Below are 19230 nucleotides of genomic sequence, written 5' to 3'. Positions count from 1 at the left end.
CCCTGCCGCGGTCACCGTACTCGGCTGTCGCGGACAGTTGCTGTGACCGTAGCGCACCCCGGGTTTCGCGCGTGTGACCGTGTCGGAAACGGATGACGGCGCGGCCCGGCCCCGCGCCGCGCCGCGCTCAGGCACGCGCGCGCCGCACGGGCCGGACGGTCTCGCCGGCGGTCCGGCTCATGAGCACGCCCTCCAGGCAGGCCACCGCGAGCAGCGCCGCGACCACCCAGAACGCCACGTGGTACGGCCCGGACCCGCCGAGGCCGGCCGCTGCCCGGATCGCGACGGCGGCGACCGCGACGCCGAACCCGGCGGCGACCTGCTGCAGCGTCGACGACAGGGTGTTCGCCGGCGTCATGTCCGCCTGCTCGACGTCCGCGAACGCGATCGTGTTGTACGCGGTGAAGCCCACTGACCGTGCGGCGCCGCTCACCACGAGCAGGAGCGCGAGGAGCCAGAACGGGGTGTCCTCGGTCATGAACACCATCGCGACGACCGTCAGCGCGGCGACGGCACTCGACACGACGATGACCGCCCGGTACCCGAACCACCGCAGGAACGGCGTCGTCATGGGCTTGATCCCGAGGTTGCCGACGAAGACCCAGAGCACGGCCGAACCCGCAAGGACGGCGCTCCACCCCCACGCGTCCTGGAACAGCAGCGGCAGGACGAACGGCACCGCCGAGACGGCCAGGCGGAACAGGCTGCCGCCGGCGTGCGAGACCCGGAAGGTCTCGAGCCGGAAGGACTCCAGCCCCATGATCGGGTGCGGCGCGCGGCGGAAGTGCCGGACGGCCTGCCAGGAGCACACCGCGCCGACGATCCCGGACACGACGACCGCGACCACGGGGATGTCGTCGAGCGCGAGCAGCGAGGCCATCACGACGAGGGCACCGAGGCCGAAGCACGCCAGCAGCGACCCGAACCAGTCGAACGGCACGCGTTCCGGCGCGCGCTCCTGCGGGACCAGGACGAGCGCCGCGACGAACGCGACGACGCCGAGGGGGATGTTGACGAGGAAGATCCAGTGCCAGCTCAGGGTGTCGACGAGCACCCCGCCGACGAAGGGCGCGACGATCGGTGCCGCGAGTGCCGGCCAGGTCAGGATCGCGATGGCGCGGACGAGCTGGTCCCGCCCGGCGCTCCGCAGGACCACCAGGCGGCCGACCGGCACCATGAGCGCCCCACCGAGGCCCTGCACGATGCGCCAGATCGTCAGGTCGACGAGTCCCGTCGCCATCGCGCACAGCCCGGAGGCGACCGTGAAGAGCACGATCGCGCCCGCGAAGACCGTGCGGGAACCGATCCGGTCCGTGAGCCACCCGCTGACCGGGATGAACACCGCGAGGGTGACGAGGTACGCCGTGATCGCGACGCCGACGGCCGCGGAGTCGACCCCGAGGTCCCGTCCCATCGCCGGCGCAGCGGTCGCGAGGATCGTCCCGTCCAGGAGCTCCATGAAGTAGGTGCCGGCGACGAGCACCGCCACCGCCGTGCTCCCCCGCCGTCGGGTCGTCGTCATCGTCGTCATGTCGCCTCGAATGCTATGCCCGCTCGGTTTCCGCCACACCCGGGATGGTTCTGCACCGCACAATGGGGAGGACGACGACGTTGCCCGGCGGCGCCTCCCCCGTGGACGGTGGGACCACCGCGACCAGCAGGAGGACCGATGGCCACCACCCCCGACCGCCCGGCCGCACCGGAGCGCGAGGACGCCGCCGACCGCCCCGCCACCGTGACCGACAAGGGCGCACCCGATCCGGCGGCACCGGCACGCCCCCACGTGCTCGACCACGCGCACCTGCCCGTCATGACCCTCCGCGACTCCGCCCTGGCGCACAACACCGCCGTCATGCAGGCCTACGTCGACCGCCACGGCCTGCTGCTCGCCCCGCACATGAAGACCCACATGGCGCCAGCCCTGGTCGAGCGGCAGCTCCGCGCCGGCGCGTGGGGCGTCACGGTCGCCTCCGTGCAGCAGGCGATGGTGGCGTGGGCACACGGGGTGCGGCGGGTCCTCGTCGCGAACGAGGTGCTCGACCCGGCGGGCCTCGACTGGCTCGCCACCCGCGGCGAGGCCACCGACGCGAGCACCGGCACGGACGCGAGCACCGACGCACCGGCGGCGACCGCACCGACACCCGTCGACGTCCTCTGCAACGTCGACTCGCTCGCCGGCGTCGCCGCCGCCTCCGCCGCGCAGGCGCGCACCGGCGGCACGGTCCACGTCCTGGTCGAGGTCGGCTTCCCCGGTGGCCGCACCGGCGTGCGCTCCCCCGCCGAGGCCCGCACCGTCGCACAGGCAGCCGTCGACGCGGGCCTGGTCCTCCGGGGCGTCACCGGGTACGAGGGCGGCCTGCCCGACGTCGACACCGCCCGACGCTGGGTCGCCGGCGTCGCCGCCGTCGCCGCCGACCTCCGCCCGCTCGTCCACACCGACCGGATGCTCCTCAGCATGGGCGGCAGCGCCTGGTTCGACGGCGTGGTCGACGCGCTCGCGGACCGGCCCGCTGACGTCGACGTGCTGCTCCGCTCCGGCGCGTACCTGACCCACGACGACGGCTTCTACGCTGAGCGCACGCCCTTCGGCCGCCGCCCCGAGGAGGGCTCCCTCCGCCCGGCGATCGAGGTCTGGGGCCGCGTCACCTCGTGCCCGGAACCGGGTCGCGCCTTCGTCGCGATCGGCAAGCGCGACGTCTCCTTCGACGAGGGCCTGCCCGTCGTGCGGGGGATCCGGCCTGGAGGCACGGCGCACGACCCGCAGGTCGTCCCGCCACCCGGGGCGGTCACCGTGGTGCGCCTGGACGACCAGCACTGCTACCTCGCGCTGACGGACGACGCACCCCGGCTCACGCCGGGCGACGTCGTCGTGCTCGGGGTCTCGCACCCGTGCACGGTGTTCGACAAGTGGCGTCAGGTGCGGATCCTCGACGACGACGACACCGTCGTGCAGACGATCGGGACGTGGTTCTGATGACCGCGGAGGTGCCGGCCCGGAACGCCGCGCTGTCGCTCCGCCGCGGGCTGCGGCTGCTCGAGCACGTCGCGGACCGGACCCGGGGCGGCGCCGCGTCGGTGTCCCTGACCGAGCTTGCGGCGGAGCTCGGCACGGCGAAGTCGACCGTGCTGCGACTGACGGCCCCGATGCTCGAGACCGACCTGCTCCGCCGGACGCCCGAGGCCGGCTTCACGCTCGGCCTCGGCGCGCTGCTGCTCGGGCAGAGCTACCTGGAGGGCATCGACCTGCGCGCCGCCGCGGCACCGTTCCTCCGCCGGACGGCCGAGGCCACCGGGCTCACCTGCCACCTGGTCGTTCCGGACGGCACCGACATCGTCTACGTCGACAAGGTCGAGACCCGAGGCACCGTCCGGATGGGGTCGCGGATCGGGAACCGCCTGCCGATGCGCAACACGGCCTCGGGCAAGGCGATCGTGGCGTTCGGCGAGCCCGAGCTCCTGGCACAGGTCCTGGCCGTACCGGCCGTCGCGATGACCGACCAGACGATCACGGACGACGACCGCTGGCGGCAGGAGGTCGAGCGGACCCGCGCGCGCGGCTACGGCATCGACGACCGCGAGAACGAACCGGGCATCCGCTGCGTCGCCGCGCCCGTGCTCGACCACGCGAACCAGGTCGTCGGGGCGATGAGCATCTCCGGGCTGGCCTCCCGCTTCCCCGCCGCGGCCGTCCGGGAGCTCGGCGAGGGCGTCGTCCGGACCGCACTCGAGGTGTCGGTGGCGCTCGGGTCGTCCTCCGCCGGGCTGGCCCTCGCCCGCACCGCGAGCTCCGGCGGCGTCCGGTGACCGAGCCGACCGGCGCCGTGGTGACCGTCGGCGAGACGATGCTCCTGCTCAGCGGCACCGAGCCCGGCGAGGTCGCCGAACTCGAGCACCTCCGGGTCGACACCGGCGGCGCCGAGAGCAACGTCGCGATCGGGCTCGTCCGTGCCGGCGTCCCCGCGACGTGGGTCGGTCGGGTCGGCGCGGACCCGGCCGGCGACCGCGTGCTCCGCGACGTCCGCTCAGCCGGGGTCGACGTCGTCCCCGTGGTCGACCCCGACCGCTCGACGGGCCTCATGGTCAAGGAGCGCCTGCACGACGGCCGCACGCGGGTGACCTACCACCGACGGCACTCCGCGGCGTCGGCCCTCGTGCCGGAGGACGTTCCCGCCGGACTCGTCGAACGCGCGGCCGCGGTGCACCTGACCGGCATCACGCTCGCCCTGTCCGACACCGCGCGGGCGACCGTCCATGCCGTCCTCGACCGCGCCGACGCCGCCGGGGTGCCGGTGTCGTTCGACGTCAACCACCGGGCGAAGCTCGTCGACGCGTCGACCGCCCGGGGGGTCTACCGTCCGGTCGCCGAGCGCGCCGACGTCCTGTTCGCCGGTGACGACGAGGCCCGCCTGCTCCTGGGCCTCGGCGACGACGAGGGCACCGACGAGGACCTCGCCCACGCGCTCGCCGCCGTGTCGCGGGGCCCCGCGGTCGTGAAGGCCGGGTCGCGCGGGGCCGTCGCGGTCGTCGACGGACGGACCCTGCGGCGCCCGGCCACACCCGTGCGGGTCGTCGACCCGGTCGGCGCCGGGGACGCGTTCGTCGCCGCCTGGCTCGCCGCGACGCTGACCGGGGCGCCGGCGGAGACCGCGCTGGACCGTGCCGCCGACGCCGGGGCGCTCGCGTGCACGGTCGCGGGCGACTGGCACCGACCCGACCCCGCCGCACTGCACCGCCCGGGCACGCCGGACACCGCCGACGTCCACGACCGCGTCGACCGCTGACACCGCACGACCCCACCACACGACCGCACCGCACCGCACCGCACCGCAGACCACGAGCCCGCGACCACCAGGAGCCCGCATGACCGACACCGCCCCGCACCCCCGCCACCGGCACGCCGCGGGTCCCGCCGTCGCGATCCTCCGTGGCGGGACGGGCGAGCACGTCGAGGCCGTCGTCACGACCCTCGTCGAGGCCGGGGTCCGCGCGGTCGAGCTGACGACGAACACCCCGGGCTGGCGCGAGGGCATCGCCCGGACCGTCGAGCGCCACGGCAGCGGCGTCGCGGTCGGCGTCGGCACCGTGATGGAGCCCGGACAGGTCGACGAGGCGGCCGCCCTCGGCGCGACCTTCGCGGTCAGCCCGCACACCGACCCCGCGATCGGCGAGCGGGCCCATGCACTCGGACTCGGCTGGTACCCGGGCGCCGCGACGCCGAGCGAGATCGTCCGCGCGTGGCAGCTCGGCGCCCGTGCGGTGAAGGTCTTCCCCGCGGCGCAGCTCGGCGGCCCGGCGTTCCTGCGCCAGGTGCTCGCCCCGCTCGACTTCGTCGACGTCGTCCCGACGGGCGGCATCGGCATCGACGACGTCCGCGACTACCTGGCGGCGGGTGCGGTCGCCGTCGGGCTCGGGTCCCCGCTCGTCGGCGACGCGCTCGTCACCGGCGACCTGGCGTCGCTGCGGGAGCGCGCGACCCGGCTCGTCGCGGAGATCACACGGTGACCGCGGCACCCCAGGGCGCTTCCCCGGTGCTCCTCCGCGGTGGCGCCGTGGTCGGTCCGGACGGCCCGGTCCGCGCGGACGTGCTCGTCCGGGACGGCCGGATCGCGTCCGTCGGGCCGGCGGTGCGCCCACCGTCGGACGCCGTCACGGTGGACTGCGGCGAGCGCCTCGTCCTGCCCGGCTTCGTCGACGTGCACTCCCACGCCGGTTCACGCGCCTTCGACGAGGACGTCCAGGAGACCCTGCTGCGCCAGGGCGTCACGACGATCGTCACGGGCCAGGACGGCGTCGGCCCGGCACCGGGCGACGGGACGTGGGCAGACCGGTACTTCGCGGCGATCGACGGCCCGCACCCGCGGTACCGGGGCGGCGGGACGGCGGCGCTGCTGTCGACGTACGACGGCACCACCCCCGTGAACGTGGCGACGCTCGTGCCGGCCGGGACGGTCCGGCACGAGGTGATCGGCGACGAGGACCGCCCGGCGACCCCCGACGAGACCGCACGGATGCGGGCGCTCGTGCGCGCCGGGCTCGCGGAGGGCGCGGTCGGGCTCGCGAGCGGGCTCGACTACGTGCCGGGGGTCTCCGCCGACGCCGACGAGCTCGCCGCGCTGTGCGCCGAGGTCGCGGCGGTGGACGGGCTCTACGTGACCCACATGCGCGGTGGGTACGAGGCGAACGTCCGGGTCGGGCTCGACGAGGTCGCCGCGATCGTCCGGGCCTCCGGCGTCCGGGCGCACGTGTCGCACCTGCACGGGCCGGTGCAGACGGTCCTCGGGGCGCTCGACGACCTGGCGGCCGCGGGCGTGCCGTTGTCGTTCGACGCCTACCCGTACTCGCGCGGCTGCACCATCCTGTCGATGCTGCTCCTGCCGTCGGCCCTCGCCCGTCCCGGCAGCGACGACCTCGCCCACGCCCTCGCCGACCCCGCCGGCCGCGAGCGGGTGCGGGCCGCCGCACTCGAGCGGGTGACGGGTCGCGCCGACCTCGGCCCGGGGTGGGCGGAGCAGGTGACGCTGTCGCACGTGCCGTCCGCCGCGCACCACGGACTGCAGGGCCGGACGCTCGCGCAGGCCGCAGCGGACACCGGGGCGGAACCGGTCGACCTGGCGCTCGACGTGCTGCTCGCGTCCGCGCTGCAGGTGACCGTGGTGATGCGGGTCCCGGAGCCGCGCACGCCCGAGCAGCTCGCGCCGCTCTTCCGCCACCCGGGGCACACGGCCGGGTCGGACGGCATCCACGTCGGCACCCACCCGCACCCGCGCGCGGCCGGCACGTTCGCGCGGTACCTCGGCGACTTCGCCCGGCCCGGGCTGCTCACGTGGGACGAGGCGCAGCGGCACCTCGCGACGACGGCGGTCGGGCTGCACGGGCTCGGCGACCGCGGCGTGGTCCGGGCCGGCGCGGTCGCGGACCTCGTCGTGGTCGACCCCGAGCGGGTCACGGCCCGGGCGACCTACGCCGCGCCGACGCTGCGGGCCGAGGGCATCGACGACGTCCTCGTCGCCGGGGTCCCGGTGCTCGCCGCCGGTCGCACGACGCACGCGACCCCCGGCGTCGGGCTCCGTCGCGCGCGCTGAGCGCAGGGAACGGACCGCCGCCGGGGGTGGTGGGTGAGGACCTGCTCAGTCCTGGCGGTCGGGCAGCACGGCGACGACGTCGATCTCGACGAGGATCCCGGCGAGGTGCGACTGCACGGTGGTCCGCACCGGGTACGGCTCCGAGAAGTGCTTCGCGTACTCCTCGTTGAAGGCCGGGAAGTCCCGGTCCGAGTGCTCGAGGTGCACGGTGGACTTCACGACGTCGTCCAGGGTCGCGCCGTGCTCGGCGAGGACCGCGGCCACGTTCGCCAGCACCTGCGCGGTCTGCCCGGCGACGTCGTCGGCCATCGCCCCGGTGGCGGGGTCCTGCGGGCCGAAGCCCGCGGTGTACAGGAAGCCGTTCGCGACGATGCCCTGGCTGTACGGGCCGGCGGGCTTCGGGGCGTGGTCGGTCACGATGGCGGTCTTCGGCACGGGGCCTCCTCGGTTCGGTCCAGCGGGTCGCCACCAGGGTAGGGGTGCCGACGTCGCCGGGACCGGCCACGGGGCGGAGCCGTTCCGGTGCGCACAACGCGGGGCGTGCTTCCCGGCCGTGCCCGGCGACCGACCACCCGCGTGACGTGCGCGTGGCACGCAGGGGTCCAGGAACGGACGGCTACCCTCGGGACGTGCCCACCCTGATGCCCGGACATCGCGGAGCGGGCCGGTGAGCCGGTACGACGGCGTCGTCGCCGGCACCCTCGCGAACGGTCGACGTCGTCTCGTCGACCTCGCCACCGCGCTGCCCGCCTGGGCCGCGGTCCTGCTCCTGTGGACCGGTGGCCGGGTCGTCTCCACGTTCTGGCTCGCGCTCGCCTACCCGTTGATGGGGCGGGCGATGCCGGACAACGCGGTGTGGGGCAACGGGCACGGGTTCCTGGCGTTCCTGACCGCGTGGGACGGGCAGTACTACGAGCAGATCTCGGTGCACGGGTACCCGACGACGCTGCCGCTCGACGCCGGTGGGCACGTCGCGCAGAACTCGTGGGCGTTCCTGCCCGCGTTCCCGTTCGCGATCCGGGCGCTGACCGCCTCGACGGGGCTGCCGTTCGAGGTCGGGGCGCCGCTCGTGGCCCTGCTCGCCGGGCTCGTCGCCGCGTTCCTGCTGCACCGGCTCGTCGCCGACCACGCCGGGCACGCCGCCGGCATGTGGGCCGTCTTCTTCTTCACGTGCGGGCCGCTGTCGTTCCTGCTGCAGGTCGGCTACGCCGAGAGCACGTTCCTCGCACTGACCTTCGGGGCGCTGCTCGCGCTCGAGCGCCGGCGGTACGGGCTGCTCGCGCTGCTCGGGGTCGTCGCGGCGTTCACCCGGCCGGGGGCGTTGGCGATCCCGCTCGTGCTCGGGGTCGTCGCCCTGGTGCGGTGGATCCGCGCACGTCGGGCCGCCGCCGGCACCGGGGTACGGTCGCTCGACGCGTTCCCCGTCGCGGAGCGGGTCCGGGTCGTCGCAGCGGGGGCCGTGACTGCCGCAGCCGGGGTCGCGTGGCCCGTGATCGCGTCGCACGTGACCGGTCGGCCGGACGCGTACCTCGAGACCGAGATGTCCTGGTGGGTGAACTTCATCGGGCGGGTCGACTTCGTGCCGATGACGCCGTGGTTCCTCATCGCCCTGCGCTGGATCGGCGTCGGCGGGGTGTTCATCGTCGTGTTCCTGCTCGTGGCGTACCCCGTGTGGCTCCTGCGTCGCTCGACCCGGAAGCTCGGGCAGACGACGGTGCTGTACTCGGCGGCGTACGCGCTGTACATCTTCGCGGTGTCGTTGCCGATGGCCTCGACGCCCCGGTTGCTCATGCCGCTCGCGCCGTTGTTCGGCTCGCCGGAGCTCGTCGCGCGGCCCTGGATGCGGTGGACATTCGTGAGCTGCGCGCTCCTCGGGCAGCCGGTGCTCGTCGCCGTGCTGTGGCTGCTCGGCCCTCCCTGACCCGGCCGGTCGGGCGGGGCCGGGCCGGCCCACCCCGACCGCGTTCCGCGAGCCGACCAGCCCGCGAGCCCGCCCGCCTGCCTAGAGCTCGACCGTCCCGTGGTCACCCGTGTCCGGCTGGCTCTGCTTGCCGAGCGCGGCCTTCAGCGTCTGCACGAGGCTCCCCACGGGTCCGGTGTCCTGCGTCCAGTACTCGACCGAGTCCCCCTCGACGGTGAGCAGCCGGATCGTGGGGTCCTGCCGCCCCTCCGGGAACCAGGCCTCGGCGAAGGGCGACCACAGCTCGTCGATGACGCTCTCGTCGCGGGTCACCGTGGCGCGTCCGGCGATCGAGAGGTACCCGCCCTGCGACTCGATCGCCACGTTGACGTGCGGGTTGCGGGCGATGTCGGTCACCTTCTCGCTGCCGTCCTGCACGAGGAACCGCAGCGTCCCGTTGAACGCCTTGTCCTGCACCGCGAGGGGCCGTGCGTGCAGCTGACCGTCGTCGCTGACGGTCGTGAGCAGGGCGGTGCGTGCTCCGTGGACGATGTCCGAGATGGCGGCGCGCTGGTCTGCCTGCGTGTCGGTCATGATGCTCCTGTTCGTCGTGCGCCCCGTTGTGCTCGACGTCCGGCCGGGCAGTCCCGGGCGCGTTCCGTTCCGACCAGTCTGCCCCTCGACGCTGGACGCGTCCGGCTCGGCCTGGAGGCACGTGGCAGCATCCGCCGCACACTCGCGTCCCCGGGCGCGCACCACCGCGACCGGCGGCAGCGCCGACGCTCAGACGGCGGGTTCGCGGATGGTCGTCTCGACGTCGACGACCTGCGGCACGCGCGGCATCGAAGCGAACCCGAACGCCACGGGCGGGTCGAGCGGTGCGAGCGTCCCGAGCGGCTCCCCCGCCCAGGTCCCCGACACCGCGGTGACGTCGTGGGCCCCGGTCACGCCGTAGTACTCGCGACGGCCGTTGCCCGCCGAGCCGGCCGTGCCGGACCCCGGCGAGACGAGCCGTGCGACGGGGTCGATCGCGGCGAGCCACCGGGGGTCGCGGGCGATCGGCTTCGGCACGATGCGCAGGACCCGGCCGAGTGGTGAGATCCCGCCGACGTCGATGGTCGCCTGCAGCGGTCCGGCGTCGAGCTCGAGGCCGCGCGCCGTCCGCCGGGCACAGACGTCGACGACCGAGACGGTGTCGAACCGGTAGGTGCCGGACACGTACGCGGCGACGATCTCGTCCGGCGCGAGCAGCACGCTCGACCCGTCGGCGAGCTCGAGGAACACGTCCGTGAACGACCCGAAGGGCGAGCGGTCCCACATGCCGACCACGATCCGCACGCCGGAGGTCGTCCCGGCGCCGAGGATCCGGCCGCGGAAGCGTCGTTCGGTGGTCCCGTTCGGTCGCAGCATGGCGCCGACCGTACCCGCGCCGACCGTGAGCCGACGTGACGGACGTGCCCCGTGCCTCCAGTCCGGCGCAGCCCGCGGTCCGCGCTCCGCAGCCGGCGACCGCGTGCCTACGGGACCGGGACGGGCTCCGCCAGGAGCTCGCGCACCCGCGGGGCGACCCGCGTGCCGTAGAGCTCGATGGACCGCATCATGTCCTCGTGCGGCAGGCGACCCGTCGCGTACCGCATGTCGAAACGCGAGACGCCGAGGATCCGCATGTTCCGCGCGATCTTGCGCGCGACCGTCTCGGGCGACCCGACGTACAGCGACCCGCCGGCGGACAGCCCTGCCTGGTACTGCGCGAGGTCGAGGGGCGGCCAGCCGCGCTCCCGACCGAGGCGGTCGGTGACGGCCTTGTGGTACGGCCAGTAGCGCTCGGCGGCCTCCTCGTCGGTCGCGGCGACGAACCCGGGCGAGTGCATCGCGATCGGCTGCTGCGGGAGTTCGAGCTGCGTGAGCGCCTGGCGGTACAGGCGGGAGAACGGTGCGAACTGCGCGGGCTGCCCGCCGATGATCGCGAGGAACAGCGGCAGCCCGTACGAGGCCGCACGGATGACGGACTGCGGGGAGCCACCGACGCCGATCCACGTCGGGATCGGACCGTGCTCGAGCTTCGGGTAGACGTCCTGGTCGGTCAGGGGCGCACGCTTCGTGCCGCTCCAGGTGACCTTGTCGCCGCCGCGCAGGGCGTTCCAGAGCTGGAGCTTCTCCTCGAAGAGGACCTCGTAGTCGCTCAGCTCGTAGCCGAACAGCGGGAACGACTCGGTGAACGAGCCGCGGCCCAGGATGACCTCGGCGCGACCGTCCGAGATCGCGTCGACGGTGGCGAAGCGCTCGTAGACGCGCACCGGGTCGTCGCTCGACAGCACGGTCACGGCGCTGCCCATGCGGATGCGCTCGGTGCGCGCGGCGATCGCGGCGAGGACGACCTCGGGGGCGCTGACCGCGTAGTCCTCGCGGTGGTGCTCCCCGACGCCGATGAAGTCGATGCCGACCTGGTCGGCGAGGACGGCCTCGTCCACGACCTCGCGGAGGCTCTGCGCCTGGCTCCGGACGGTCCCGTCGAGCCGCTCGGTGACGTCGCCGAAGGTGTCGAGGCCGAGCTGCACCGGGCCGATGCGCTCGGGTGCGGGCGGCGGGACGTCCGAGGGACGGTCGGTTCCGAATGCGTTGCTCATGGCGCGCCTCCTGATCGATGCGTTTGCATGAATATAGCACAGCGCTCGGTCGTCGGCCAGACCCCGCGGGTACCGTCCCGCGCATGCCGAACATCCCCGACCAGACCGGCCGCCGCATCGTCGTGACCGGTGCGAACAGCGGCACCGGCAAGGAGACCGCGAAGCGCCTGGCCGCCGCCGGCGCCAGTGTCGTCCTGGCAGTGCGGACCCCCGCGAAGGGCGAGGACGCAGCAGCCGACATCCGCCGCGAGCACCCCGCGGCCGACCTCGAGGTGCGCGAGCTCGACCTGGCGGACCTGTCCAGCGTCCGCCGTTTCGCGGACGGGATCGTCGCGGACGAGCGGCCCCTCGACGTGCTCGTCAACAACGCCGGGGTGATGGCGCCGCCCGAGCGCTTCGAGACGGCGGACGGGTTCGAGCTGCAGTTCGGCACGAACTTCCTCGGCCCGTTCGCGCTCACGAACCTGCTCCTGCCGACCTTGCTGCGCGCGGGCGGCGGCGCAGGTGCAGGCGCAGGCGCAGGCGGTGCGGGCGACGCCGGCGGCGGTGTCCCCCGCGTCGCGACGATGTCGAGCCTCGCCGCGATCCCCGGACGCATCCGCTTCGACGACCTGCAGTGGCACCGCGGCTACAACCCGTGGCGCGCCTACGCCCAATCGAAGCTCGCCGACCTGCTCCTCGCACTGCACCTGCACCGTCTGACGGTCGAGCGCGACTGGTCGCTCGTGAGCACCGCCGCCCACCCGGGCTACACGCGCACGAACCTGCAGTCCGCGGGACGGTCGCTCGGGCGCTCCCGGCCGGTGCGGTCGAGCGACCGTGCGCTGCCGTTCACGCAGGCCGTCGAGCAGGGCGCCGAGCCGCTGCTGTACGCCGCGGTCGGACCGGCAGCGGTGGGCGGGGCCTACTACGGGCCGAACGGACCGGCGGGCCTGACCGGTCCGACCACGACGGTCACCGTGCCGCGGAGCGCGCGGAGCGCGGACCTGGCGCGGTCCCTGTGGGCGGTCGCCGAGGACCTCACCGGGACGCAGGCGCCCGCCTGACCCCGGGCCGCCGGTCCGGCGGCTGGTCGAGCGGCCGGTCGTCGGTCCGGCGGGTGGTCGGGTCGCCGGCCTGGAGGCGCGGTGCCGCTTGCGTCCCGCCGGCGTCAGAACCGCAGGCGGTCGCGGGCGAACGACTCGATGACCGAGGCCTCGATCGCCCGCTGCCCGCGCGCCGTCGGGTGCACGTCGTCGGACTGCATCCAGTCGGCGTGCCCGCGGAGGGGATCGCCGATGTCGACGTAGGTCCCGCCGTCCTTCCGGGCGGCCCGGTGCATCGCGTGCGAGATCTTGCCGAGCTGCGCCGGCGGGGCCTGCTCGTTCCAGATCGCGCTGAGCCCGACGACCCGGGCCTCGGGCAGCAGCCGGTGCACCTCGGCCACGAGCTGGTCGGTCTGGCTCTTCACGACGGCGTCGTCCTCGCCGAGGTCGTTCGAGCTCGCCTGGATGAACACGACCTGCGGCCGCTCGTCCACGGCACGTCGGACGAGGGTCGGGTAGGCACTCGCGCACTCATCGGCGTCGCCCTCGGCCACGACCCCGGCGCCGTCGCACGAGAAGTTCGTCAGCTGCCACCGCTCGGTCCGGGCGAGGAGCGACGGCCACGCCTGCTCCGGCGTCAGGCCGTGCCCGGCGGTGATCGAGTCGCCGATCACGACGATGCGCTCCCCCGGCGCGTGGTCCCACGCCCGGGTGGTCGCACTCGGGTGCGGGGTGGCCGGGGCTGCCGCCGAGGTGCTCTCCGTGCACCCGGCGAGGAGGCCTGCGGCGACCACCGCGGTCAGCGCGACGAGCACCGTGCGGCGTCGTGCGGGAGCGGGGCGTGCGGATCGGGTCACGAGCCGTGACCGTACGCCGTCCCCGGGCGGCGGGACCGCCCCGGTCGCTGCCGGTCTCCACAGGGTCCGCGTCCTCGCCGGGTGCCCGTTCCGCGCGTGGGATGCCGTTCCGCGCGTCGAAGGCCGTTCCGCGCATGGGAGACCGTCCCTTCCGCCACCCCACGCGCGGATCGGCTTCCCATGGCACGCGCGATGGGCAGGAACGCGCGGGGCAGGCTGGCCCGGGTCAGGCGCGGTGCAGCTCCACCGAGCCGTCGAGCCGCCCCGGCCGTTCGAGCCGCGCGTGCTGCAGCACGGTCCGGTCCCGCCCGACGGCAGCGGCCACGATGGACAGCGTCGCGACGTGCCCGTCCGGCTCGACGGCGTCGCGGAGGATCGCGTCCGGGTCGTCCGACGGCAGCGCGGCCGACTCGGCGAGGAGCCCGAACCACCCGCTCCACCCGTCGCCGGCGTCCGTCCCAGCGTCCGCGGTGCGGAGTTCGTCGAACGGGCCGAGCACCGGCGGCGCGGTGGGTGCGGGTGCGGCGCGGAAGGCGTCGAGCCACCGGCCGATCCGGGGCGCGGCGGGGTCGTCCGGTGCTCCGTGGGTGACCATGTGCACGCCGGGGCCGAGGTCGGTCGTCCGGACCGCCTCGCCGTCCCAGGTCGACACCGTCACCCCGTCGGCCGTGGCACGGACGAGGTTGAACGCCCGGGTGGTCGGCAGCTGCCCGTCGGCGCCGGGCAGCACCCCGTCGACGGCGTCGAGCGGGACGACGCCCCGGGTCGTCCACGTGCCGTCGGTGCTCGGCACGGGCTCCGCGCGGTTGAGCACGACCGCGAGTCCGGCGGTGTCGGACGCCGCGAGCCACGCGCCTCCGGCGGACCGGTCGCGGACGCCGCGCACCGAGGGGTCGCGCTCCGGCCACCACGCGGCCGGCGGGTCCCACGGCCGGTCGGGGGACTCGTCCCGCAGGGCGAGCACGGTGACGGGCCACTCGCCCGCGGGGTCGACGCGGACGACGACGGTGCACATGGGGTCGATCCTCGCACGACCGTCCGGGTAGCGTGACCGGCGTGGATGCTGCAGCAGCTCGCCGTCTGACCGTCGTCGTCGGGATCACGGGCGGGATCGCCGCCTACAAGGCCGTTGGGGTCGTGCGGGACCTCGTCAAGCGCGGGCACGACGTGCACGTCGTCCCGACCGAGGGCGCGCTCCGCTTCGTCGGCCTGCCCACGCTCGAGGCCCTGAGCCGCAACCCCGTGACCACGAGCGTGTGGGACGACGTGTCCGAGGTGCGGCACGTGGCCCTCGGCCGGCGCGCGGACCTCGTCGTGGTCGCACCGGCCACGGCGGACTCGATCGCCCGGATGGCCGCCGGGCTCGCCGGGGACCTGCTCGGCACGACCCTGCTCGCGACCGAGGCCCCCGTGGTCCTCGCCCCCGCGATGCACCCGCAGATGTGGGAGCACCCGGCGACCGTGGCGAACGTCCGGACCCTCGAGGGTCGCGGCGTGCACCTGGTCGGACCGGTCGTCGGGGCCCTCACCGGCGACGACGCCGGCATCGGCCGGATGGCGGAGCCCGAGGAGATCGTCCGCGCGGCCCTCGCGGTCGTCGCCGAGCCCGGAACCGGGAGCACGACCGGAACCAGCACCGGAACCAGCAACGAGGGCGGGAGCAGGACCGGAACGAGCACCGGGACCGGCCACACGACCGACGCACCCCGTCCCGCCGGGCGTGGGGCGAGCCTCCAGGCCGGTCCCGGCGCCCGCGGCGAGCAGGGCGACCTCGCCGGCGTCCGCGTGGTCGTGAGCGCCGGCGGCACGCGCGAGCCCTTCGACCCCGTCCGCTTCGTCGGGAACCGGTCGAGCGGCCGCCAGGGCGTCGCGATCGCGGCGGACGCGGCCCGCCGCGGCGCCGTCGTGACCCTCGTCGCCGCGAACGTGGACGGCGGACTCACCGCCGGACTGGACGCGACCGTGGTGCCGGTCGGCTCCGCGCAGGAGCTCGCCGACGCCGTGCACGCGGCGGCGGCCGAGGCGGACGTCGTCGTGATGACGGCCGCTGTGGCGGACTACCGGCCGGCCGAGGTCCTCGAGGCGAAGCTCAAGAAGGACGACCAGGGCGACCGGATGACGCTCGAGCTGGTGCGGAACCCGGACGTGTTGGCCGATCTGGTGGCCGCGCGGCGGACCGGCCAGATCATCGTCGGGTTCGCGGCCGAGACCGAGCCCGACCGCGAGGCCCGGCTCGCCCTGGGCCGCGCGAAGATCGCCAGGAAGCCCGCGGACCTGCTCGTCGTGAACCACGTCGGGTGGTCGTCGGGCTTCGAGCGCGAGGAGAACGCCATCGAGGTGCTCGTGCCGGGCGGCCACGTGGTGCGGGAGACCTCAGGGACGAAGGCCGAGGTGGCCGCGGCGGTGCTCGACCTCGTGGCGACCGCTCTCACCTGACCGACGCACGTCCCGTGCACACGCAGGCCCGGGCGAGCACGATGGACGCATGCGACGACGTGAACGCACCCGGCGCGCCGACCGGACCGCCCGCGCCCTGGCCGTCCTGCTGGCCGGCGCCGGCGTGACCCACTTCCTCCGCCCGCGCACCTACGACCGGATCGTCCCGGACGGCCTGCCGCCCCGCCTGACGACCCTGGGCTCCGGCCTCGCCGAACTCGCCGTGGCCGTCGGACTCGCCGTCCCGGCCACCCGCCGCTCGGCCGGCTGGGCAGCAGCAGCCCTGTTCCTCGCGGTCTTCCCCGCGAACGTCACCATGGCGCGCGACGCCCTCGACAGCCCGCGGGCGTCCCGCGCCGTGCGGCTCGTCTCGGTCCTGCGGCTCCCCCTGCAGGCACCCCTCGTCGCGTGGGCGGCCCGCGTCGGTCGGCACGCCACGCGCCGGTGACGGACACCCCGCGTGCCCGCGCGGCGGTGCCCCTGCTGCACCGGCCGGTGACGGTGCACGCCTGGGAGGACATCGTCTTCGCCCACTGGCGACGCGACCCCGACGAGCTCGCCGGGCTCGTCCCGCGGGGCACCCGCCCGGACGTCGTCGACGGCAGCGCCTGGGTGGGGCTGACCGCGTACGTCTTCCGCGAGACGAGCGTGCCGCCGTTCCCGCCCTCCGGTCGGCTCGGCTCGATGACCGAGGTCACGATCGAGGTCCTGACCGTCGACGACCACGGCCGCCGCGGGGCCGCCTACCGCACGGTCGACACCGCGAACGTCCCGGCGATCGTCGCCGCCCACGCCCTGCTCGGCGTGCCGTACACGTTCGCGCACGCCAGGGCCCGACGGCGGGGCGACACGATCGCGCACCACTCGGTCCGGCACCCCTCGCGCGCCCGGCACCCGGTCCGGTGGGTGCGGCAGCTCCGAACCGCGGGTGGCGGACGGCCGGGAGGCACACCCCGCCCCCGCCTCGACGCCACCGTCCGCGTCGTGGCCGGTGAGCCGGTGCAGGACCCGCTGGCCGCCGAGCTCACCACGCGCGCCGGCATCCACGCCCGGCACCTCGCGCAGACGCTCTTCTGGCAGCGGCAGCACCCGCCGTTGGCGATCCGGTCCGCCCGGCTCGAGCGGCTCGACGGGGACCTGCCGGCCGCGGTCGGCCTCCCCGGGCTGTTCGACCGTGCGCCGGACTCGCTCCTCGTCGTGGACGGCACGACGGTCCGCTACGCGTGGGGGGACGTGGTCCGGTGAGCGACGACCGGTTCGACCTCGAGCGCTTCGTGCGGGCGCAGGAGGGGGTGCACGAGCAGGCGCTCGCCGAGCTCCGGGCCGGTGCGAAGCGCTCGCACTGGATGTGGTTCGTGTTCCCGCAGCTCGTCGGCCTCGGCCGGAGTGCGACCGCGCAGCGGTACGGGATCGCGGGACTCGCCGAGGCCCGCGCGTACCTCGCGCACCCGGTGCTCGGCCCGCGGATCGTCGAGGCCGCCGCGGTGGCCGCAGCAGCACCCGCCCAGAGCGCCGACGCCCTGTTCGGCGGAGTCGACGCGATGAAGGCCCGTTCGTCGGCGACCCTGTTCGCCCGCGCGGCCGACGACCCGACCCCGTTCCGCGCCGTCCTCGACCGCTGGTTCCACGGGACCGAGGACCCGCTCACGGTGCGGTTGCTCGAGGACGACTGACCGGAGCCGCCGCGTCCGGCCGTCGTCCGGTGGTACATCAGGTACCGTGGACGACGTGCCCGTGCGGCACGAGCCCGATCCGTCCTTCCCGAGAACCGAGGACACCGCATGCCGGTCCCCCGCACCGCCCCCACGGAGCACCAGCTCCTCCGCGACACCGTCCGCCACAAGATCCACGCCGCGATCATGGACGGCACGCTCGAGCCCGGTGAGCGGCTCAACGACGACGAACTCATCGCGTGGCTCGGCGTCTCCCGCACCCCCATCCGCGAAGCCCTGAGCCAGCTCACCCGCGCCGGCCTGATCGAGATGGCCCCGAACCGGTACACCCGGGTCACGACGCCGAAGCCGGACGAGGTGGTCGAGGCGATGCAGACCCTCGGCGTGCTGTTCGGCGGTGTCGTCCGGCTCGCGGTCCCGCGGCTCACGGCGGCGGCCCGGCGCCGGATCGTGGCGCAGCTCGACCGCACGATCGCCGAGCTGGAGTCCCACGACGTCGCATCGGTCAACCGGGACGCCCTCGACGTGTTCGGCCTGTACGTCGACGCGTGCGGCAACCCCGACCTGCAGCGCGTCTGCCGTGACACGATGGACGGCCTGGCCTTCCGACTCCGCCTGCCGAACCTCGACGAGCTGATCGACTGGGACCGGATGACCGAGGACTTCCGACGCCTCCGGGCCGCCACCGAGTCCGGCGACAACATCGCCGCCGAGCTCGCGACCGAGGCCATCCACCTGCTGCCGGGCGAGAAGTCCTGAGTCAACCTGTACTTCCGCACAGGAACACGCCCGTCCTGCCGTCGCGGGGCGGGCGTCCTGCGTCCGGAGCGCCGCGACGGACGCGCACGGGTGGCTCGCGGTCACACGCCTGCGGACCCCGGTAGCATCGCTCCGACCGAGCAGCCCCGCCCGACCCGTCGACCGAGAGCGCAGCATGACCGACCGCACGCCGGACCGCACCGAGATCGCCGCGCGCTTGGCCGCCGCCGTCGGTCGGATCAACCGCCGAGCCCGCTCGGACGCCGCCTCGCTCGGCTACGGGATCGTCTCCGCCCTGGCCACCGTGCAACGCGAGGGACCCCTGCGCCCCGGCGACCTGTCGCGGATCGAGGTCGTCACGAAGCCGACGATGACCCGCATCCTGACCGAGCTCGAACAGCGCGGCCTGATCGAGCGCGAGGCCGACCCGAGCGACGGTCGCGCCTTCATGGTGAGCATCACCCCGGCGGGCGTCGACGCCGTCGAACGCGCCCGCTCCGATCGCACCGGGATCGTCGCCGAGCTCATCGCCGACCTGCCCACCGCTGACGTCCAGGCCATCGCCGGCGCACTCGACGCCCTCGAGCGCGTGGCCCAGGGCGACCGCTCCCAGGAAGTGCACACCTCCGGCCGCTGAGCCGGCTCCGAGCGGGCCGTTACCGAACCGTTACACAACGGTGGACGGACCGTTCTGCCAGTCTTCCTGGACGGGGTGTCCAGGGAGACACGTCATCGTGACGGCTTCGCCCGAGCAGGCGGCCGCCCCGGTCGCCCAGCGGCGGACGGACGGGCTCCACACCACCGTCCGGTCCTCCCCCGGCTCGCGGACCCCGGCACCGACCACCCGATGGTCGCGGGCGCACTCCCCCAC

General features: G+C 75.0%; 20 protein-coding genes. 13 read left to right on the top strand and 7 right to left on the bottom strand.

Features of this window, described 5'->3' with window-relative positions:
- Positions 1-127: 127 nt before the first annotated feature.
- On the bottom strand, positions 128-1531 hold the full coding sequence (locus HUN59_RS06345) for an MFS transporter (RefSeq protein WP_217483626.1): 1404 nt from the start codon (positions 1529-1531) through the stop codon (positions 128-130).
- A 138-nt stretch (positions 1532-1669) separates the two neighbouring features.
- On the opposite strand from HUN59_RS06345, the gene HUN59_RS06340 reads away from it, so the two are divergent.
- The 5 genes from HUN59_RS06340 to HUN59_RS06320 all read left to right on the top strand — a co-directional run bounded on the left by HUN59_RS06340 (position 1670) and on the right by HUN59_RS06320 (position 7082).
- Positions 1670-2974: an alanine racemase gene (locus HUN59_RS06340; protein ID WP_174777880.1), complete on the top strand. Its 1305-nt coding sequence runs from the start codon at positions 1670-1672 to the stop codon at positions 2972-2974.
- On the top strand, positions 2974-3804 hold the full coding sequence (locus HUN59_RS06335) for an IclR family transcriptional regulator (protein ID WP_174779400.1): 831 nt from the start codon (positions 2974-2976) through the stop codon (positions 3802-3804). Before HUN59_RS06340 ends, HUN59_RS06335 begins: the two co-directional genes overlap by 1 nt.
- Positions 3801-4781, top strand: a complete 981-nt coding sequence (locus HUN59_RS06330) for a sugar kinase (RefSeq protein WP_058741401.1) — start codon at positions 3801-3803, stop codon at positions 4779-4781. Before HUN59_RS06335 ends, HUN59_RS06330 begins: the two co-directional genes overlap by 4 nt.
- Before the next feature lie 79 nt (positions 4782-4860).
- A complete protein-coding gene (locus HUN59_RS06325) occupies positions 4861-5502 on the top strand; it encodes a bifunctional 4-hydroxy-2-oxoglutarate aldolase/2-dehydro-3-deoxy-phosphogluconate aldolase (protein ID WP_174777879.1) in 642 nt (213 codons plus the stop codon).
- A complete protein-coding gene (locus HUN59_RS06320) occupies positions 5499-7082 on the top strand; it encodes an N-acyl-D-amino-acid deacylase family protein (protein WP_174777878.1) in 1584 nt (527 codons plus the stop codon). The genes HUN59_RS06325 and HUN59_RS06320 overlap by 4 nt, the downstream gene beginning before the upstream one ends.
- Before the next feature lie 45 nt (positions 7083-7127).
- On the opposite strand, the gene HUN59_RS06315 is transcribed toward HUN59_RS06320, so the two are convergent.
- Positions 7128-7517, bottom strand: coding sequence for a RidA family protein (locus tag HUN59_RS06315; RefSeq protein ID WP_174777877.1), 390 nt, complete (start codon positions 7515-7517; stop codon positions 7128-7130).
- Between the two features lie 232 nt (positions 7518-7749).
- Between HUN59_RS06315 and HUN59_RS06310 the strand changes: the two genes are divergently transcribed.
- The gene (locus HUN59_RS06310) at positions 7750-9003 is read left to right on the top strand and encodes a hypothetical protein (protein WP_058741404.1); all 1254 of its coding nucleotides are present in this window, start codon (positions 7750-7752) and stop codon (positions 9001-9003) included.
- 81 nt (positions 9004-9084) lie between these two features.
- Here HUN59_RS06310 and HUN59_RS06305 read toward each other — a convergent pair whose 3' ends face one another.
- From HUN59_RS06305 to HUN59_RS06295, 3 genes are all read right to left on the bottom strand, one after another.
- A complete protein-coding gene (locus HUN59_RS06305) occupies positions 9085-9576 on the bottom strand; it encodes a pyridoxamine 5'-phosphate oxidase family protein (protein ID WP_058741405.1) in 492 nt (163 codons plus the stop codon).
- A gap of 189 nt (positions 9577-9765) precedes the next feature.
- Positions 9766-10392: a hypothetical protein gene (locus HUN59_RS06300; RefSeq protein ID WP_174777876.1), complete on the bottom strand. Its 627-nt coding sequence runs from the start codon at positions 10390-10392 to the stop codon at positions 9766-9768.
- Between the two features lie 107 nt (positions 10393-10499).
- The gene (locus tag HUN59_RS06295; RefSeq protein ID WP_174777875.1) at positions 10500-11609 is read right to left on the bottom strand and encodes an LLM class flavin-dependent oxidoreductase; all 1110 of its coding nucleotides are present in this window, start codon (positions 11607-11609) and stop codon (positions 10500-10502) included.
- Between the two features lie 83 nt (positions 11610-11692).
- Between HUN59_RS06295 and HUN59_RS06290 the strand changes: the two genes are divergently transcribed.
- Positions 11693-12655 (top strand): SDR family oxidoreductase, encoded by a 963-nt coding sequence (locus HUN59_RS06290; RefSeq protein WP_174777874.1) that lies wholly within the window; start codon positions 11693-11695, stop codon positions 12653-12655.
- Positions 12656-12759: 104 nt separating this feature from the next.
- Here HUN59_RS06290 and HUN59_RS06285 read toward each other — a convergent pair whose 3' ends face one another.
- Both HUN59_RS06285 and HUN59_RS06280 read right to left on the bottom strand, forming a co-directional pair.
- Positions 12760-13491, bottom strand: coding sequence for an SGNH/GDSL hydrolase family protein (locus HUN59_RS06285; RefSeq protein WP_174777873.1), 732 nt, complete (start codon positions 13489-13491; stop codon positions 12760-12762).
- A gap of 226 nt (positions 13492-13717) precedes the next feature.
- A complete protein-coding gene (locus HUN59_RS06280; RefSeq protein ID WP_058741409.1) occupies positions 13718-14506 on the bottom strand; it encodes an NRDE family protein in 789 nt (262 codons plus the stop codon).
- 65 nt (positions 14507-14571) lie between these two features.
- Here HUN59_RS06280 and HUN59_RS06275 point away from each other — a divergent pair, with 65 nt between their 5' ends.
- From HUN59_RS06275 to HUN59_RS06250, 6 genes are all read left to right on the top strand, one after another.
- A complete protein-coding gene (locus HUN59_RS06275; protein WP_174779399.1) occupies positions 14572-15927 on the top strand; it encodes a bifunctional phosphopantothenoylcysteine decarboxylase/phosphopantothenate synthase in 1356 nt (451 codons plus the stop codon).
- A 49-nt stretch (positions 15928-15976) separates the two neighbouring features.
- Positions 15977-16375 carry a DoxX family protein gene (locus tag HUN59_RS06270; RefSeq protein WP_174777872.1) on the top strand — a complete coding sequence of 133 codons (399 nt, stop codon included), beginning with the start codon at positions 15977-15979 and terminating at the stop codon, positions 16373-16375.
- Positions 16372-17172 (top strand): YqjF family protein, encoded by an 801-nt coding sequence (locus HUN59_RS06265; protein ID WP_174777871.1) that lies wholly within the window; start codon positions 16372-16374, stop codon positions 17170-17172. Before HUN59_RS06270 ends, HUN59_RS06265 begins: the two co-directional genes overlap by 4 nt.
- On the top strand, positions 17169-17600 hold the full coding sequence (locus HUN59_RS06260; RefSeq protein ID WP_174777870.1) for a DUF1810 domain-containing protein: 432 nt from the start codon (positions 17169-17171) through the stop codon (positions 17598-17600). The genes HUN59_RS06265 and HUN59_RS06260 overlap by 4 nt, the downstream gene beginning before the upstream one ends.
- Positions 17601-17708: 108 nt before the next feature.
- Positions 17709-18359 carry a GntR family transcriptional regulator gene (locus tag HUN59_RS06255; protein ID WP_144804456.1) on the top strand — a complete coding sequence of 217 codons (651 nt, stop codon included), beginning with the start codon at positions 17709-17711 and terminating at the stop codon, positions 18357-18359.
- A 175-nt stretch (positions 18360-18534) separates the two neighbouring features.
- Complete coding sequence (locus HUN59_RS06250) at positions 18535-18996, top strand: MarR family winged helix-turn-helix transcriptional regulator (RefSeq protein ID WP_114849779.1); 462 nt, start codon at positions 18535-18537, stop codon at positions 18994-18996.
- Positions 18997-19230 lie beyond the last annotated feature (234 nt).

This window comes from Curtobacterium sp. Csp2, assembly GCF_013347165.1.
The sequence above is the reverse complement of the archived record's forward strand: the minus strand, read 5'-3'. Positions and strand labels throughout refer to the sequence as shown.

What these genes read in the sequence shown, in the direction of transcription:
- HUN59_RS06345 (WP_217483626.1), bottom strand. Translation starts at nt 1,531, where the DNA reads ATGACGACGATGACGACGACCCGACGGCGGGGGAGCACGGCGGTGGCG.
- HUN59_RS06340 (WP_174777880.1), top strand. Translation starts at nt 1,670, where the DNA reads ATGGCCACCACCCCCGACCGCCCGGCCGCACCGGAGCGCGAGGACGCC.
- HUN59_RS06335 (WP_174779400.1), top strand. Translation starts at nt 2,974, where the DNA reads ATGACCGCGGAGGTGCCGGCCCGGAACGCCGCGCTGTCGCTCCGCCGC.
- HUN59_RS06325 (WP_174777879.1), top strand. Translation starts at nt 4,861, where the DNA reads ATGACCGACACCGCCCCGCACCCCCGCCACCGGCACGCCGCGGGTCCC.
- HUN59_RS06305 (WP_058741405.1), bottom strand. Translation starts at nt 9,576, where the DNA reads ATGACCGACACGCAGGCAGACCAGCGCGCCGCCATCTCGGACATCGTC.
- HUN59_RS06300 (WP_174777876.1), bottom strand. Translation starts at nt 10,392, where the DNA reads ATGCTGCGACCGAACGGGACCACCGAACGACGCTTCCGCGGCCGGATC.
- HUN59_RS06295 (WP_174777875.1), bottom strand. Translation starts at nt 11,609, where the DNA reads ATGAGCAACGCATTCGGAACCGACCGTCCCTCGGACGTCCCGCCGCCC.
- HUN59_RS06290 (WP_174777874.1), top strand. Translation starts at nt 11,693, where the DNA reads ATGCCGAACATCCCCGACCAGACCGGCCGCCGCATCGTCGTGACCGGT.
- HUN59_RS06280 (WP_058741409.1), bottom strand. Translation starts at nt 14,506, where the DNA reads ATGTGCACCGTCGTCGTCCGCGTCGACCCCGCGGGCGAGTGGCCCGTC.
- HUN59_RS06270 (WP_174777872.1), top strand. Translation starts at nt 15,977, where the DNA reads ATGCGACGACGTGAACGCACCCGGCGCGCCGACCGGACCGCCCGCGCC.
- HUN59_RS06255 (WP_144804456.1), top strand. Translation starts at nt 17,709, where the DNA reads ATGCCGGTCCCCCGCACCGCCCCCACGGAGCACCAGCTCCTCCGCGAC.
- HUN59_RS06250 (WP_114849779.1), top strand. Translation starts at nt 18,535, where the DNA reads ATGACCGACCGCACGCCGGACCGCACCGAGATCGCCGCGCGCTTGGCC.